The sequence below is a fragment of the Rhizobium sp. WYCCWR 11128 genome (assembly GCF_013416305.1).
Lineage (GTDB): Bacteria > Pseudomonadota > Alphaproteobacteria > Rhizobiales > Rhizobiaceae > Rhizobium > Rhizobium indicum.
In genome coordinates this window covers 1-16,762 of record NZ_JACCEZ010000015.1, presented here as the reverse complement: position 1 = coordinate 16,762, position 16,762 = coordinate 1, and the positions used below count along the sequence as shown (strand labels likewise).

Sequence of the window (16,762 nt, the reverse complement as noted above, 5' to 3'; positions counted from 1 at the left end):
GATGCCGCCGCCCCATCTGCCGGGTGGCTCCGATCGGGTCTGCCGAACGGCATAGATGACATTCCTGCCGGAATGACTATCGTGCCCGCGTCATTCATCTCGGAGTCCCGTCAGGCATGAACCACGATACAGGCACGACGCATTCGCCGAACGTCGCGGAATTGAGGGCTCTTTACCGGGCGGCGGAAGCGCGCGCGGCCCGGCTGCGCTTCATCATCGAGGCCCGAAACCTGCTTGACACCCAGGCCTTCCAAACGGCTGCCCTGGAGGTTCTATCGCGGCTCGCCGACTTCGCGGGAGCAGCCTTTGCCGAGCTCGTTTTTCCATCCTTGCAGGGAGATCTGCCGGTGCAGCTGATGGTCGGCAAGTCGACGAGCCCGGGAAGCGACAGCATCTTATTTACCTCGCAGGACGGCTCCGGTTTCCACCTCACGCTGGTCGGTCCGTCGAGAGGCCGCGCCATCGACGCCGACGATCGGCAGACATTGGAGGTGGTGGCAGGTCAACTGGCCGACGCTTACAATCTTGATCGGCAGGCGGCGGAAAATCAGGCGCTTCTCGGCGATCTGGAACGGCAGCGCAGCGAACTCGCAGCCCTCGTCGCGCAACTGATCCAGGCGCAGGAGCAGGAGCGGCAGCGAGTAGCGCTCGATCTTCACGACGGCTCGGCGCAGCTGGCTGCAGGCCTCAGCTATCGCCTGCAGGACCTCGCGGCCCGCATCGGCGAGGCGCATGTCCTGAAGCCCGAGATCGACCAACTCGCTGCACTGGCGCGCCATTCCGTTGCGGATCTCAGGGCGGCCATCGCCGATCTTCGCCCGCCCGAACTCGATGATCTCGGTGTCGCCGCGGCCCTGCGCACGCGTCTCGATGCGATCGACGGTCTCGAAGTGATCGCCGATCTCGATGCCGCCTCCGATCTCTGGCCGGCATCGACGGGGATCATCTTCTATCGTGTCGCGCAGGAAGCGATCACCAATGTGATCAAGCACGCCGAGGCGAGCCGGCTGGTCGTCCGTCTCTTCGAGGATGACGCGGGCGAAGCGCATCTCGAAGTGATCGATGATGGCAAAGGCATCGGCGAGTTGCGCCATCCTCAGATGCGGGGCGGGCAACTTGGCATCGTCGGCATGCGGGAACGGCTGGCGCTGCTCGGCGGCCGGATCGAGATCGAGGCCGGGTCTTCGGGCGGCACGCATGTCCGCGCCGCCGCCCCTCTTGCGCAGGAGACGACATCAGAATGACGGCATCGATCCTTGTCGCCGACGATCACGACATCGCCCGTGCCGGTCTTATCGCCATGATCGGCGGTCAGGAAGATTTCCATGTCGGCTGGGACGTGCGCGACGGCGTCGAAGCGGTGGATGCCTCAGCGCTCAACAAGCCGGATCTGGCACTCCTCGATATCCGCATGCCGCGCATGGACGGCCTCGCCGCGACGAGGGAGATCCGGCGCGTGTCGCCGGGAACACGCGTCATGATCATCACGATGCATGACAGCCTCGATTATCTGGAAGCGGCGATCGAGGCAGGCGCCACGGGCTACCTGCTGAAGGACGCCAGCCGGGAAGACATTCTCCGCACGATCCGCCGCGTCCTTCAGGGCGACGCCTTCTTCGACGGTTCGCTCGTCGCCAAGCTGTTGCGCCGCGCCGCCACCAAGCCGCAGACCAACAGCAGCGCCCTGGAGACGCTGACCATCCGGGAGCGCGAAGTCTTGTCGAAGGTGGCCGAGGGTCTGACAAACAAGGAGATCGCCAGGACCTTGAAAATCTCGCCCGGCACCGTGAAGATCCACGTCGAGCGCATCATCGGCAAGCTGGGCGCCGGCGACCGGACGCAGGCCGCAGTCATGGCCGTGCGCGGCGGGCTCGTTGCAACATCCAGCGAAGAACAGCCATGACCCTGCGTTTCGCCGATCTGCCGCTGAGGGCGAAGGGCATCGTCATCATCACCGTGCCGCTGGCGCTGCTGCTTGCGGCTCTCGCTTCCGTCTTCGTGGCCGACCGGCAAAGCCGGATTGCCGAGGATCAGGTGCGGGTCACGCTCGAGATCCAGTCGGGCATTCAAGAGATCCATGCCTCGATCGCCGAAGCGGCCACCGCGATGCGCGGTTATCTGCTGACCGGCAGAACCGATTTTCTCGATCCCTTCAACCGGGCCGAAGACAGGCTGCCCGTCGTGCTCGATGAAGTCGGTCGCCGGTTGCGGGATGACGAGCAAAAGAGCCGCCTCGAACGCATCCGCACCCTCGTCGTCGCGAAAGTCGACCGTCTCCAGCTCCTGAAACAGGCCGACATCCTGCGCGCCGGCGGACGCGAGGATCTTGCGGCCAAGCTCATCGAGGGCAAGCAAGTCCTCGATGTGCTGAGACAGGAAATCGACGCGATGAGCCGGCGGGAGGCCGATCTGCTTCACGCGAGGACGGAGGCTGCCGACCGGGTTCGCACGCTGTCACGAAGCCTGATGATCGCCGCCGGCTTCCTTGGGTTTGCCGGCGCGCTCGTCGCCGTCTTCCTGTTTTCGGCGAGCATCGTGCGTCGCGTGCATGCGCTGAAAGCCGAGGCGCATCGGCTGGCGCAAGGTGAGGTCGTGATGGTGGCGGATCCCTTCCGCGATGAACTCGGGAGCCTCGGACAGGCGCTCGAAGATGCGAGCGTGCTTCTGAAAAAGCGCGAGGCTGATCTGACCGAGAGCGAGGAGCGCTTTCGGCAATTGGTCGAAGGCGTTAGCGACTACGGCATCTTCGGGCTCGATACTTCAGGACGGGTGATAAGCTGGAATGCAGGCGCCGAGCGGATCACCGGTTATGGCGCCGAGGAGATCGTCGGCCAGCATTTTTCCCGCTTCTATCCCACGGAAACCAGGGACACATTTCCGGCAGAAGAGCTTGCCGAAGCAGCCCTTCACGGACGCACCGAAGCGGAAGGCTGGCGCGTTCGCAAGGACGGGTCGCAATTCTGGTCGCACGTCGTCGTGACCGCACTCCATAACGAGACGGGCTGGTTGCGCGGCTTTTCCAAGATCACGCGAGATATTACCGAGCGCAAGCAAATCGAAGAAGCCCTGCTTGGCGCCCGTGAGGATGCGATCCGTGCGAGCAACGCCAAGAGCGAATTTCTGTCGCGCATGAGCCACGAACTGCGCACGCCGCTGAATTCCGTCCTCGGCTTCGCACAGCTTCTGGAAATGGACGTCACCGATACCGAGTCCAGGGAGAGCGTTGCGCAGATCTTGAGGGCCGGCCGGCATTTGCTCAGCCTCATCGACGAGGTTCTCGACATGGCGAGGATCGAGGCTGGGCACATGGATCTCGCTGTCGAAGCACAGCCCGTCGCCGAGGTGATCGATGAAGCCGTGTCGCTTGCAAGACCGCTCTGCGGCAAGCAGCAGATCACGATCGAGGTCGTCGGGCCGGTCGAGCCGGATCTTTCGGTGCTCGCCGACCGACGGCGTCTGCTGCAGGTGTTCCTCAACCTCCTCTCCAATGCGGTGAAATACAATCGCCCCCAGGGAAGTGTAACCGTCAGCCACCGCGCGATGGATGGCGGCCGTATCCGCATCGAGGTCAGCGATACTGGTCCCGGAATTCCGGCCGAACGCGTCTCCCGGCTATTCACCCCGTTCGATCGGCTGGGGGCGGAACGGATCAGCCAGGAGGGAACCGGTCTCGGGCTCGCGCTCTCCAAACATCTGATCGAAGCCATGGGCGGCACACTTGGCTTCAGCAACCGTAAAGGCGGCGCCACGTTCCAAGTCGATCTGCCGCGCGCGCCTGCAGCGGTAGAGGCAAGACCGGTTGCGATGGGAAGCCCGCCGTAAGGCATCGCCTTTGATTTGGCCGCCCAGCTTGATATCAGTTTGGCATCGCTTCAACGAAATATTGGGTCCATGACAGATTCCACCGATATCGTGCGCCGATCGACGATCCTGATCGTCGACGACGAGCCCGCCAATGTCTCGCTGTTGGAGCGTATCCTCAAGCGCGAAGGCTTTACGGCGCTGATCAGCACCACCGAGCCGCGCGAGGCCTTGCGGCTCTTTCGCGAACATCCTGTCGATCTCGTTCTTCTCGATCTGATGATGCACGATCTGGACGGTTTCGCCCTGCTCGAGACCTTTGCGAGGCTCATCCCTGAAAACAGCTATCTGCCGATCCTGGTGCTCACTGCCGATGCGACCTTGCCGACGCGCAGGCGCGCACTTTCGCTCGGCGCCAGAGATTTTCTAACGAAACCATTCGATGCGATCGAGGCCATCCTGCGTATCTTCAACCTTCTCGAAACCCGTATCCTGACCCTGGAGCTTGCCAAACACGGGCTGACAACGCCGAAATCGGAGCGTCCCCGAATTGATTGATGCGGATCGCGCCGACAATGGGGGCCAGCCAGGACGCCGGCCCCACTCAACTCAGAACATGGTGTTCTTGTTTGCCGCCTCTTTCGGAACGGCCTGGATCACGTCCCAGTGCTCGACGATCTTGCCGTCCTTGACGCGGAAAATATCGACGATCGCCTGGCCGAGGTCGCCTGCGCCGTTCGTCGCATGCACATGCAGCCAGACCAGATCGCCATCGGCGGCGCTGCGGACGATCTCGGCCTTCGATTGGGCATTGTCCTTGAAGAAGCCGGTGAAGAAGGAAATCAAAGGCTTCTTCCCGTCGGGAACTTGGGGATTGTGCTGCCGGTAATCGTCAGCGACGACCGAGGCGGCCTCGATATCGTGCTTGTTGAAGAACCTGTCGTAGAATTCCACCACCAGCTTCCGGTTGGCGTCCTCGATCTTCAAATCCCGCGAGGCCGATTCAGCAAAGGCCCCGGCCGGCGCGGCGACACCTGCCAAAATGACGAGTGCGAAAAGCGATTTCCCGAATGTCATGCATCAAGCTCCTTGGTACGGATTCGCGATCTAGTCTAGAAAGAAGACTATGAGAGCTGGTCTATGAAACCGCGGCATGCCGAGCAAGAAGGCAGGTTTTAGTGGCAAGGTCAGCCGACGATGACCGAGGACGGAGCATGCCCAAGGAAATGGACGATCCGAAACAACAGCCTGGGGCGGGATGCCCGATCAGAGGCGTGCTCGATCGTATCGGCGATCAATGGAGCCTGCTCACCCTCGAGGCACTGGAAGACGGAAAGAAACGCTTCAACGAGCTGATGCGCGAGATCGGTGACATCTCGAAGCAGATGCTGTCCAAGACGTTGAAGCATCTGGAGCAGGACGGCTTCGTGCGGCGCACCGTCTATCCGGAGGTTCCGCCTCGGGTGGAATATGAGCTGACGGATCTGGGGCAATCCTTCCTCATCCCCATGAAAACCTTGATCGGATGGGCCGAGCAGAACCATGCGGCAATCACCATCGCGCGGCAACGGCACGAAAACGCCTAGCGGCGAAACCCTGTCAGGCCAAGAGCACCTTGCCCCCCGTTCGGAAGGGAAGCGCGGACAGCAGGGCTTGCCGGACATTTTCCAAGGGGAATACCTCCCGCACCTCGGTCGCGATGACCTTCGAAACGATGTGCGCCGCGACCTCGGAATAGGCCCGTTGGACATCCCCCGTGGCCTGCGAATGAACCCATTCCCGGAGGTGAAAATAGGAAAAGGCGATATCGGGATGGGACGCCCAGAATGAATTCGGGATGCTCTGCCCCGAGAGCAGACCGTAATGCACGAAGCGTCCGCCCGGCCGCAGCGCATCGGCGAGGACTGCGGCGCGCGCTCCTCCGACGCAGTCAAGCACAGCGTCGAGCCCATGCCGGCCGGTGAGCCCGGCGACCAGATCGCTTTCGCTTTCTTCCCTATCGATGATGACAGCCTCGACCCGGCCGCGCAGGCGCTCAAGTGATGCCTCGCTGCGGACGATGGCGACCGGCTCCACGCCTGCCGCGTTGGTGAGACCGATCAATATCGCTCCGATCGAAGAGGCGGCGGCATTGATGGCGATGCGCATGCCCGGCCTCAGCCCGATCTTGGCATGCAGCATCAACCAGGCCGTCATCGGATTGACGTAGCTCGTCGCAGCTTCGAAGTCGGTGAGCTCGTCAGGAACACGCAGGCACCAGCCGGGATCGGTATCCTTGAATTCCTGCCACCCGCGGGCGCTGCGCACCGGCAGCACGCGTGCCCCGGGGGGAAGCCCATGAACCTCTTCACCGCACTGTTCGACCACGCCGAACGCTTCGAAGCCGGGAATGAAAGGCAATGTCGTGCGTCCGCTATAGGCTCCCGATATGGTGATGATATCGGACGGATTGATCGCCCGCGCCAGCAGGCGCACTCTCACCTCGTCGCGCCGCAGCGGCGGCAGTGCGGCCTGCTCGAGCTCGACGACATCCTGAGCCGGGCCGAATTTTCGCACGACCGCCTGATATTGCATTGCATCCCCCACACACTGCGGTTAGATCACCCCGTCGAATTTCGGTGATCGAATGAGCGTTGACGACAGGCCTTTAGCATCGTTCCGGGTCTCGATGCGAGACATCGACATCTATGGTCATGTCCACAACTCCCGTTATCTCGATTATTGCGAGGATGCGGTCGTTGAGTTTCTGCGGCAACGGCAAATTCTCAGCCATTTCCGTCACACCTCCTCCGGCGTTGCCTATCACGTGAAGAAGGCGGAGATCACCTATCACAGCCCGATCGATCTTGACGATGTTATCGAGGCAAAGGTGGACGTGGAGAAAATCGGGCGCACGAGCCTGTCCTTTGCCATAGAGCTCTTTCGCCAGCGCGATGGCGCTCATTGTGCATCGGCGCATTTCGTCTGGGTCTGCGTCGGCCTCTCCGACAGCCGCCCGACGCCGATTCCCGAAGCGACCAGAGCCGCTCTGTCTCCAGGCTGATTGCCGATCGTTCAAACCAGCGGGTGTCCATGCCGATCCATGCGCAGCTTCTTCGACATGCAACGGAAACACCGGACAAGCCGGCGCTGGTGATCGATGGGCACTCGCTCAGCTATGGCGAGCTCTATGTGCGCGCCAAGGCAATTTATCGGTTTCTCCAAGATCTCCCTCGCTCGAATCGCCGCACGCTCGATCTGCCCGGTGTGGAGAAGCTTGCCGCTCTCAGTCTTGGCAACCATATCGGCTTTGCCGAGTATTTTGCGGCGGCCACCGCTTTCCCGAATGCCTGCGCGGTCATCGACCCGATGATGCCGGCGGAAAGGATCGAACGCATAATCGAGCGCCTGGCGCCTGACGTTCTGATTGTCGACGACGATGCCGGGCCGAGTGCTGAAATTGCCCGAAGACTCGGCATTCCCGTTGTCGCTGCCGGAGCCGAGGCCTTCGACCTTGCCGCGGCGGAAGGTGAAGCCGAGCTGCCGGCCGATACCGACAAGATCTTTCTGATCGGTTTCACCTCGGGGACCACCGCCGAACCGAAAGCCTATTATCGCTCGCGCGAACAATGGCGCCGGAGCCTCGATCGCGGACGCGTTGTTTTCGAACTCGAAGACGCGCCCTCGACAATGTGCCCGGGAGCGCTCGCGCATGGCCTGGCGCTTTATGCATTGGTCGAAGCTTTCGATGCCGGGGCAACCTTTCATTCGATCAGGAAATGGGATCCTGGCGTGGTGGCACGCACGCTCTCCTCCCGGCAAGTCGAACGGCTGGTTGCCGTACCCACCCATATAGCCGGCATTGCAAGGGCGTGGGCAGGCCAACCTGCTCTGACCTCCCTGCGCGACGTCCTCACCGCCGGCGCAAAGCTTGACAGGAACGGGGTCGAGTCCATGCGTCGCCTTTTTCCGAAGGCGCGCATCCGGGAATATTACGGCGCATCCGAGATTGGATTCATGACCGTCTCGACCCTTGTCGGGAGCGAGATCGATTTTCCGATCGACCGGGTAGGACAAGCCTATCCCGGCGTGGGAATTTCCATTCGCGATCCCGATGAAAACGACGTCGGGACCGATGTGGCGGGAACTATATTCGTCGACAGCGACCTGATCGCGGATGGATATCTTTGGGGCGACGACGGTCAGGCCTTCCGGGTCACAAAAGCCGGGGCGACGGTCGGGGATCTCGGCGAACTCGATGCCGATGGTATGCTGCGGGTGATCGGCAGGGCGGGCGGCATGATGATATCGGGCGGCAACAACGTTTATCCCGCCGAAGTCGAGAGTGCGCTCAAGGCCTGCCCCGGCATAGAGGATGCCGTTGTCTTCGGGCTGCCGGACGCCTATTTCGGTCAGCGGATCGTCGCCGTCGTCTCGGGAGAGACGATGGACCCGAAAATCCTGGCCGATCATTGCGCGCAGATGCTCGGGAAGTACAAGATCCCCAAGCAATTCTACCATATAAGGTCCTGGCCGATGACGAGCAGCGGCAAGATCTCGAGGGGGCAAGTGGAGACATCGGTGATCTCAGGAGACGATCTTGTCCTACGCCTATCAGCCTGAGGAGGATTGGCAGCCGGTCGTGGTTGCCGCCTACCGGTCGCCGATCGGCCGGGCGTTCGGATCGCTTGCTACTGTCGCGGCGGAAGATCTGCTTGCGCCGATCATCCGTCGCATTGTTTCCGAAACGGGAATTGCGCCGGAAAACATCGATGATGTGCTGGTGGGCAACGCCGCCGGCGGCGGCGGAAACATCGCGAGGCTGGCAGCGCTGACCGCAGGTCTGCCCATGGCGGTTCCGGGTGTTTCGATCGACCGGCAATGCGGCTCTGGCCTGGAAGCGATCATCATGGCGGCCCGGCTGATCCAGGCGAAAGCCGGTTCGTGCTTTCTCGCCGGTGGCGTCGAGAGCGTCAGCACCGCGCCATGGCGCGTAGAAAGACCAAAGGCGAATGGGATGCCGCCGCGATTTTACGGGCGCGCCCGGTTTTCGCCTGAAGCGATCGGCGATCCGGAAATGGGAATTGCCGCCGAAAACGTCGCCCGTCAATTCGGCATATCGCGGCAGAGACAGGATGAATTCGCCCTGCGCAGCCATAGGCTCGCCGTAGCGGCGGCGGAGGCGGGGATCTTTCGGCCCGAGGTCGTTGACATTTCCACCGGCCACGGTCTGATCGAACGGGACGAGTGCCCGCGCCCGTCCACATCTCTTGAGGCGCTCGCAAACCTCCGGCCGGTCTTCCTGGCCGATGGTTCGGTGACAGCCGGTAACGCTTGCCCGCTGAACGACGGCGCCTGCCTGGTGCTGGTCATGAGCCGCGCAATGGCGAGAAGTATCGGTATCGAAAAGGGCCTTGCCTTCATCGACAGCGCCGCTGCCGGTGTGGATCCCAACCTGCTCGGCATCGGCCCGGTCGCCTCGACCAGAAAGCTATTGCAGCGTCAGCCCGGGCTCTCGCTCTTAGACATCGATGCCATCGAATTCAACGAGGCTTTCGCGGCCCAGGTTCTGGCATCGCTGGACCAGCTCGCTATCCCTGCCGACGCGATCAATAAGGACGGCGGAGCCATTGCGCTCGGCCATCCATTCGGAGCCTCCGGCGCAATCCTCGTGACCCGGCTGTACAGCCAACTGATCCGCGACACCGGGGAAGGCTGGGCGCCGGGTGCGACTGCCTTGGCCATGATCGGCATCGGCGGAGGCATCGGGCTGAGCGCCATGTTCGAGGCTGCCAAGCTTTCCTGACCCGGCGAAGGTGCAGCCCGTCAGGCGGCGGCGCGTTTGTGATCGGCCGGTTGCTGAAGCCGGAAGCCGATCGCCAGCCTGTTCCAAGCGTTGATCATAGCAATGCCGATCGAAAGCGCCACGAGCTCGTCATCCGAGAAGTTGGCGTGCGCCTCTTCATAAACATCATCCGGCGCATGGCTTTTCGCGATCTGAGTGAGAGCCTCGGCCCAGGCGAGTGCGGCCCGCTCCCGAGTGGTGAAGAGCTGCGACTCCCGCCACGCGTTCAGAAGCAGCAGCCGGTCATCCGTTTCGCCGAGCTTCAGCGCGTCCTGGCGGTGCATGTGCAGGCAGTGAGCGCATCCGTTCACCTGGGAAACGCGCACTTTGACAAGTTCGAGCAACTTCGGATCGAAGCTTTTGGCAATCCAGCCTTCAACGGCCACGAGGCCGTCGATGCCGCTGTTCTTATGGGCCATGAAGTTCAGACGCTTGATCATTCTTATCTCCACCGTGAGAGGATTGATGACGCAAGCCTCGGCTTGCAGGCCAGTGAATACGCCTTGCCTTCCAGATCGACTATCTGCCCCAACGGTAGACTAGGCCGATGCCTGTCGACGTGATGTTTCGCCATTTTGGCCGGATTCCTCGACCGCAGAGCCAGCTTTCCTACTGCGTTCGCATAGGGTGACAGCGACCGAGGGAGAATAGTTTGGCACCGCGATCCGGCGCATTCTCCTGCTCATCGGTTTCAACCGGCCGCACCGGCGACGGTCCCGATGAAGTCGCTTCGCTAATAAAGGACGCGGTTTCGCCACGCCGAGCAGTTGCCTGCTCACCTTCAGGGTCACCAGAGGACATCCTCGTAAAGGACAAGGAGACTACCCATGAAAATCGTCGTTATCGGCGGCACTGGCCTCATCGGCTCAAAGACCGTGGAAAGATTGCGCAACAAGGGGCACGAGGTGTTGGCGGCTTCGCCGAACTCGGGTGTGGACACGATCACCGGCAAAGGTCTGGCAGAAGCGCTCGCCGGCGCGCAGGTCGTGCTCGATCTCGCAAACTCGCCCTCGTTCGAGGACAAGGCCGTCCTGGAATTCTTCCAGACGTCGGGCCGCAATCTGCTCAAGGCAGGGGCTGCCGCCGGCGTGAAGCATCACATCGCCCTGTCGATCGTTGGCATGGAGCGACTGCAGGGCAGTGGCTACATGCGCGCCAAGATGGCCCAGGAAGAGCTGATCAAGAGTTCCGGCATACCCTATACCATCGTGCATTCCACCCAGTTTCATGAATTCATGGCCGGCATCGCTCAGTCGAACACGGTCGGCCAGACGGCGCATCTGTCGCCGGCCTATCTGCAGCCGATCGCCTCGGACGACGTCGCCGACGTCATGGCCGAGGTGGCGCTCGCCCCGCCTGTCAACGGCACGATCGAAATCGGCGGGCCGGAAAAAATCCGCCTCACTGAAATCGTAACGCGTCTCTTCAAGGCGACGAACGATCCGCGTCAGGTGGTCGCCGATCCGCATGCCCGCTATTTCGGCGTCGAACTCGAGGACAATTCCCTCGTGACCGGCCCCAAGGCGCGGCTCGGCCGGATCCGCTTCGACGACTGGCTCAGCCGGCAGCCGCCGCAGAAAAAGAGCGCCTGACAGCGAGGCTGCACCTGTGGACCCATTCTATCAAAGGAGACTACACATGCTCAGGAAAATGATTTCAGCAGCGGCCTTCGGCGTTGTCCTTGCTGCCGGCACTCAGGCTCACGCCGGAGGTGGGAAAGCGAAGGTAAGCGTCGTTTTCGACCAGAAGCTTCCCAATGTTCCCGGCAAGAGCATGAAGGCTGTGATGGTGGAATATGAGCCCGGCGGCATGTCGCCCGGCCACACCCATCCGAATTCGGCCTTCATCTACGCCACCGTTCTCGAAGGGGCGATCCGCAGCGCGGTGAACGACGGCCCGGTGAAGACGTATAAAGCCGGAGAAAGCTTCGCCGAATTTCCCGGCGATCACCACAGCGTCAGCGCAAACGCCAGCGACACCAAGCCGGCGCGCCTGCTTGCGGTCTTTGTGCTGGACACGGACGAGACGGAACTGACGATCGACGACAAGTAAAGTGCTGCTCGATGCCCGGCGCCGCCGGGCATCGTTTCCCCGGGTCACGCAGCCTGCAGCGCCAGTTCCAGGTCGGCGATCAGATCGTCCGGATGCTCGATGCCGATCGAAAGACGGATCGTCGATTCCAGAACGCCGATGCGCTGGCGGACATCGGCGGGCACGCCGGAATGCGTCATGGCGGCCGGATGGCTCGCAAGCGATTCCGTGCCGCCGAGGCTGACCGCAAGCTTGAAGATCTGGAGCGCGTTCAGGAATTTGAACGAGGCTGGCTGACCGCCGCGGATGTCGAACGAGAAGGTGGAGCCAGCGCCCGTGCATTGGGCTATGAAGGTCCGGCCGGCCGGCGATTTCGGATCATGGTAGGGCAGGTAGTGGACCTTCTCGACCTTCGGGTGATCGCGCAGATAGTCGGCGACGGCCTGCGCATTGCTGTTTGCCCGCTCCATGCGCAGCTGCAGCGTTTCCAGCGAACGACCGAGCATCCAGCAGGAATGTGGATCGAGTTGGGTGCCGATCGCGCCGCGCAGGGCCTTGATCTGCTTGGTCACCGCCTTGCGACCAAGAACGGCGCCGGCGATCAGATCCGAATGTCCACCGACATATTTCGTCAGCGAATAGAGCGAGATATCGGCGCCGTGCTCGATCGGCCGCTGGAAGACCGGTCCGAGCAGGGTGTTGTCGCAGACGATGATCGGCATATGACCCTGCCTTGCACCGATCGCGTCGGCCACGCGTCGGATCATTGCGATATCGACCAGACTGTTGGTCGGGTTGGCCGGCGTCTCGATCAGGATGACGGAAACGCGGCCCTTGGCCATCGCCTCGTCAGCCGCCTTCTGCACCGATGCTTCGCTGACGCCGTCAGCAAAGCCGACGGCGGCGGCGCCGAGGTTCAGGAAGGTCTTCGCCAGCAACGTTTCCGTTCCCCCGTAGAGCGGCTGCGAATGCAGGATCGCATCGCCCGGCCGGACGAAGGCAAGCAAGGTGGTGGCGATCGCCGACATGCCGGATGAAAACAGCACGCCGCTTTCCGTCCGTTCGTAGACGGCGAGCCTGTCCTCGACGATCTCGCTGTTTGGATGGTTGAAGCGCGAATAGACGAGGCCGGCCCCCTTCCCTTCAGGCGGCTCGAGGCGGCCCGACACATAATCGAAGAAGTCGCGGCCATCCTCGGCCGTCTTGAAAACGAAGGTGGAGGTCAGGAACACCGGAGGCTTGACCGCCCCTTCCGAGAGTTCGGGATCGTAGCCGTAATTTAGCATCTGTGTTTCGGGATGCAGCGCATGATTGCCGATATGAGTTTTGGAAGGATGCGGGGCGGTCATCATCGTCTCCTGTGTCGGGACTGCAGAAATGGCAGAATACATCAAAACCATATGAGAGAAGCAATCATCGCGGTCAGCTGATGGTCTTGCCCAGAGTGTCGGCGACATAGGCCCCGCGCGACCCCATCGGCAGCGGCGTTCCCGTCGTCGTGTCCTTCGCGGTCTGATGCTCCAGTTCGGCGTTGAGTTCTCCTCCGACGATCAGAATGACGACGGAAAGCCAGATCCAGATGAGAAAGCCGATCAGCGCGCCGAGCGTTCCGTATGTCGCGTTGTAATTGGCGAAATGGTCCAGATAGAAAGAAAATCCGAGGGACATGGCGGCCCAGGCGATCGTGGTCAGAACCGCGCCCCACGTCATCCACCGCAGCTTGGCAGGCTCGCGGCTGGGGCCGAAGCGGTAGACCGATGTAACGGCCACTGCGACGACCAGCAGAAGCAGCGGCCATCGCAGGAGAAGGGCCATGTGCTCCTTGAATTGATCGAGCCAGAGATAGGAGAGAACAACCGGCATGACCCCGACGAGTGCCACCATGACAACCGTCAAAAGCATCGCGCACAAGGTGAAGCAGAGGCCGATCAGGTTCAACCGGACAAGCCCCCGCTTCTCTTCCTCCTCATAGGCGACGTTCATCGCGTCGAAGATCGCCAGAGTGCCGCTATGCGTGCTCCAGAGGGCGATGCCGAGGCCGACGAAGAAGGTGATGCCGAGCGTCGCGTCGCGCCGATCGACGAGCTCCTTGATCTGATTGGCAAGAAGATCGAACGCTCCTGATGGCATGAGGCCGGCCAATTCGCGAAGATGTTCGGATATGGTGGCCGGATCTGCAACCAGCCCGTAAAGTGACACCAAAGCCGCCATGGCTGGGAAGAGTGCCAGCAGCAGATAAAACGTCACACCCGCGGCAATCAAAGTGACCCGGTCGGCGAGGACCTCGTGGAAGACGCGCCAGAACACGTCGCGAAGGCCGCTGAAAGGGATAGCCTCGGGCACGCTGGCGCTGCGGCCATGATCGTCAGGTGCGCGGCCGGTATCCCCAGAGCGAGCGACCGACCTGCGCTCAGTCGCCTGCATCAACACAAGTGCGCCAATCGCTGTGGCCATCATTGTCGCCGCAATGGAGAATCTCTTGAGGTGAAGCACATCAGGCATGAGCTGGTCTCCGGTCTCGTGCGGAGATAACGCAGGGTGCCGCTAAAGGATGCAAGCCGTTGCTTTCCTGCGGACATTTGATGCAGGACCGAGATCGTCCATTTCCCTAATTGGGTCAGGAAGCAGGGATTGGGAGGATTGAGACGCGTAGCTGCCTAGCTCATAAGTTATTGATATCGCTGCAGTCATATCCTGCTACGGAAGCAAATTCAGGCTTTAGTTTCGTTACCGCTGTGGTGGGAGTTTTTTCAACAGGTCTACCGATGGGGCGGCTTGGCAGCCGCGAAGCGGTAGATTGGTGCGCGGCTCATATCGAAAGCGCGACTTGGACCTGAATTCCACCTGCCGCCATCCGATACCGGCGCCTGTCGGCGACCCGCACCTGCACGCGCTGTGCAGCAAGCCCGCAAAAACAATAGCGCCGGTGACAATGGCCTGCAATAGCCGTTTGCGTTATCAACCGGCAAATACCGGATTTGCCCCTGCGAGCGGATTGCTTCCGCTCAGCGCGCCTTATGCCAAGCGTCGTTGAGACCGAGCCACTGCCCTGCCCGCGGACGCGATCTCAATGGCCTCGGTGGTTTGCTTGATAGCGGGCGGCAATCGGCAGAACGCGCCGCGATCGATCAAATGGCCACGCGTAGCCAGCCGCGCGGCGAGGAGGTGGGCATACGACGCGCGCCGCTCCGAACGTCGGCGCCAGTTCGTAGCCCGGCGTTATTTTGCCATAGGCCCCCCCCGGCGGCCACCGCAAGCGCTGCTCGGCATCCCGTTCACAAGGCGCAGGAACATCTGCCGACATATCGGCCGGGATGAACGCAGGTCTTCTACACTGGCTGACAGCGAGGGCTGCACGTCATCAAATAACGTGCATTGATGACGGGCGCGGCCTGTCTGACATGATGGTGCGTTCATGGTACTGCGGCCGGCAATCTCAGGACAAAGCGGACCCGACGCTGCCGTTCCCCATGCGCGGCTCGCTGCTGCAAGCAGATCGGCGGTATTCGTCGCTGCGTCAGGTGCGCTGACGGCCCGCCGATCGATGTCAGCGACCGCCCTTTCGCAACGGGCGGATGCGCCGGAAGAATTCGGCCGTGAACTGGCGATCCTCCAAGATCGAAGGGCGTCCCCTCCCCTTCCGCGAGATCCCTCCGCTCGGTCTTATGTAGCACCGGATGATAGCGAGGCAGCCGTACTGTCGGCTGACTACTACACAGAAGCCGGCTTTATGCCGGATGGGCAACCGACCCTGCGCCCTTTCCCAGGCGAATCCGCAAACCCTAGCTGCAAGGCCGAACGTTGCCTGCTCATGCCGTTGTCCGCGGACAACCGGATCATCAACGTGGTAGTCGCCAGATCGTTTGCGCATGAACTGATCTCCGCAGCAACTGGGTTCGCGCCGGGAAAATATCCCTGATATCGCCGTACTGATTTGCGGTATTAGGGCCGCCTCGATGGCTCTACCTAGTATCGTAGAGTCGCGCTTTCATGCGTCTTGCCGAACAGGCGCGGCGTATTCGGCTCCAAGAGTCCCGCCGGGTCTGCCGGCAGTTTCGCAATGCCGAGAACCTGCTCCCGTCTAAGAGGAGCAGAGCGCCGCCCGTTCGAAGAGGCTGCGAGGCTGCCGACGCTGCGGCTTCGCTCACCGAAAGGGATCCGCGGCAAGGTCGGTGGGACGCCGCGGCGGGGTCATCCTCGCCGCTCTTGCGCCTCCTTGATGAGGTGGCAATAGAGACCGCCTGTCGCTCGGCATTGGCTAACGGCAATGCTTCGGTCCGGCCAGATCGGTAAGCGTGCGGCTCGGTGCTTCGAGGCTCCTGCGGCGCGTCTCAGGCAAAGGCTGGAGAGAGGGCGGCAGGTGAGGGCGGCGACTCCAGCAGTCTGTCAGTTCGCGGTGCATCGATCGGTTCGGCCGTCCAAGCTATGCCTGTTGATCCTCCTTCCTGAGCTTTGCAGGCCAGAGGACGAAGTCTCGAATGGTGCAGCGGATGGCTGAAAGCTGACGGCAGCATCCGCATGTGCTGGGGCGGATGGTTGGATGCTGTCGCCGTCGTTGGTCATCGGCGTCCGATCGGTCGGCTCGGCGATCGCCTTGTTCGACATCTCGGCCAACTCGGCCGTCAGTCAGGTGGAGATAAGCAAGGCCATGCTCTTGCTCGGGCGAAGGATTGGGCAAGCCAGGTCCAAGGCGGATCGTCGTCGATCATTGAGGCAATCTCCATTCGCGCGTCCGGCTCTTGGCGCACCAGCCGCGCGATCTCCTGTGCCACTTCAATCATTTCGTGGTGGGCAGGTCGGCCCGCTGAAGGTCGGGGAAACTCCCTCCGCCGGGTCCTTTACTCGGCAAGTTGTCCGCGGACAACCCCTCGCCTAGAGCCTTTCCGGGTTAGATTGCAGCATTCTGTTGGCTCAAACGGAGTCGGATGGTCGACCGGCCGGCGCGTGTCGTAGCCCGGTTCTACGGCCAAGCCGGCCGGTCGATCAGCCGGCCCGTTTCAGCCAACCCGAAGGGCCGGGCATCTTTCCGCCAGGATCAGAGGCGATCGGCTCGGACGTACCAAGGGGTATGCCCTTCGCCAATCGCCTCTGCCCTGACGAAAACCT

At 61.9% G+C, this 16,762-nt stretch carries 15 protein-coding genes; 10 read left to right on the top strand and 5 right to left on the bottom strand.

Features of this window, described 5'->3' with window-relative positions; genetic code table 11:
• The first annotated feature begins 116 nt into the window (after positions 1 to 116).
• The 4 genes from HX898_RS29880 to HX898_RS29865 all read left to right on the top strand — a co-directional run bounded on the left by HX898_RS29880 (position 117) and on the right by HX898_RS29865 (position 4,359).
• The gene (locus tag HX898_RS29880; protein ID WP_180196523.1) at positions 117 to 1,244 is read left to right on the top strand and encodes a sensor histidine kinase; all 1,128 of its coding nucleotides are present in this window, start codon (positions 117 to 119) and stop codon (positions 1,242 to 1,244) included.
• Positions 1,241 to 1,903, top strand: a complete 663-nt coding sequence (locus HX898_RS29875; RefSeq protein ID WP_180196522.1) for a response regulator transcription factor — start codon at positions 1,241 to 1,243, stop codon at positions 1,901 to 1,903. Before HX898_RS29880 ends, HX898_RS29875 begins: the two co-directional genes overlap by 4 nt.
• Entirely contained in the window at positions 1,900 to 3,822 is a 1,923-nt protein-coding gene (locus tag HX898_RS29870; RefSeq protein WP_180196521.1) for an ATP-binding protein, read from the top strand. Before HX898_RS29875 ends, HX898_RS29870 begins: the two co-directional genes overlap by 4 nt.
• A 69-nt stretch (positions 3,823 to 3,891) precedes the next feature.
• Entirely contained in the window at positions 3,892 to 4,359 is a 468-nt protein-coding gene (locus tag HX898_RS29865; protein ID WP_180196520.1) for a response regulator, read from the top strand.
• Positions 4,360 to 4,410: 51 nt separating this feature from the next.
• Here HX898_RS29865 and HX898_RS29860 read toward each other — a convergent pair whose 3' ends face one another.
• Entirely contained in the window at positions 4,411 to 4,878 is a 468-nt protein-coding gene (locus tag HX898_RS29860; protein ID WP_180196519.1) for a nuclear transport factor 2 family protein, read from the bottom strand.
• A 137-nt stretch (positions 4,879 to 5,015) separates the two neighbouring features.
• Here HX898_RS29860 and HX898_RS29855 point away from each other — a divergent pair, with 137 nt between their 5' ends.
• A complete protein-coding gene (locus HX898_RS29855; RefSeq protein ID WP_180196518.1) occupies positions 5,016 to 5,387 on the top strand; it encodes a helix-turn-helix domain-containing protein in 372 nt (123 codons plus the stop codon).
• Positions 5,388 to 5,400: 13 nt separating this feature from the next.
• On the opposite strand, the gene HX898_RS29850 is transcribed toward HX898_RS29855, so the two are convergent.
• Complete coding sequence (locus tag HX898_RS29850; protein ID WP_180196517.1) at positions 5,401 to 6,375, bottom strand: zinc-dependent alcohol dehydrogenase family protein; 975 nt, start codon at positions 6,373 to 6,375, stop codon at positions 5,401 to 5,403.
• Between the two features lie 52 nt (positions 6,376 to 6,427).
• Between HX898_RS29850 and HX898_RS29845 the strand changes: the two genes are divergently transcribed.
• The 3 genes from HX898_RS29845 to HX898_RS29835 are packed head-to-tail and all read left to right on the top strand — an operon-like array spanning position 6,428 to position 9,586.
• Positions 6,428 to 6,844, top strand: a complete 417-nt coding sequence (locus HX898_RS29845; protein WP_180196516.1) for a thioesterase family protein — start codon at positions 6,428 to 6,430, stop codon at positions 6,842 to 6,844.
• A gap of 29 nt (positions 6,845 to 6,873) precedes the next feature.
• A complete protein-coding gene (locus HX898_RS29840; RefSeq protein WP_180196515.1) occupies positions 6,874 to 8,403 on the top strand; it encodes an AMP-binding protein in 1,530 nt (509 codons plus the stop codon).
• The gene (locus HX898_RS29835) at positions 8,381 to 9,586 is read left to right on the top strand and encodes a thiolase family protein (RefSeq protein ID WP_180196514.1); all 1,206 of its coding nucleotides are present in this window, start codon (positions 8,381 to 8,383) and stop codon (positions 9,584 to 9,586) included. The genes HX898_RS29840 and HX898_RS29835 overlap by 23 nt, the downstream gene beginning before the upstream one ends.
• 20 nt (positions 9,587 to 9,606) lie before the next feature.
• Here the strand turns inward: HX898_RS29835 and HX898_RS29830 are convergent, their stop codons facing one another.
• Positions 9,607 to 10,065 carry a carboxymuconolactone decarboxylase family protein gene (locus HX898_RS29830; protein ID WP_180196513.1) on the bottom strand — a complete coding sequence of 153 codons (459 nt, stop codon included), beginning with the start codon at positions 10,063 to 10,065 and terminating at the stop codon, positions 9,607 to 9,609.
• Positions 10,066 to 10,452: 387 nt separating this feature from the next.
• Here HX898_RS29830 and HX898_RS29825 point away from each other — a divergent pair, with 387 nt between their 5' ends.
• On the top strand, positions 10,453 to 11,217 hold the full coding sequence (locus HX898_RS29825) for an SDR family oxidoreductase (RefSeq protein WP_180196512.1): 765 nt from the start codon (positions 10,453 to 10,455) through the stop codon (positions 11,215 to 11,217).
• Between the two features lie 46 nt (positions 11,218 to 11,263).
• Positions 11,264 to 11,677, top strand: coding sequence for a cupin domain-containing protein (locus tag HX898_RS29820; RefSeq protein ID WP_180196511.1), 414 nt, complete (start codon positions 11,264 to 11,266; stop codon positions 11,675 to 11,677).
• Positions 11,678 to 11,721: 44 nt separating this feature from the next.
• On the opposite strand, the gene HX898_RS29815 is transcribed toward HX898_RS29820, so the two are convergent.
• The gene (locus HX898_RS29815; RefSeq protein WP_180196582.1) at positions 11,722 to 13,005 is read right to left on the bottom strand and encodes a cystathionine gamma-synthase family protein; all 1,284 of its coding nucleotides are present in this window, start codon (positions 13,003 to 13,005) and stop codon (positions 11,722 to 11,724) included.
• 73 nt (positions 13,006 to 13,078) lie between these two features.
• A complete protein-coding gene (locus HX898_RS29810) occupies positions 13,079 to 14,158 on the bottom strand; it encodes a YihY/virulence factor BrkB family protein (protein WP_180196510.1) in 1,080 nt (359 codons plus the stop codon).
• Positions 14,159 to 16,762 lie beyond the last annotated feature (2,604 nt).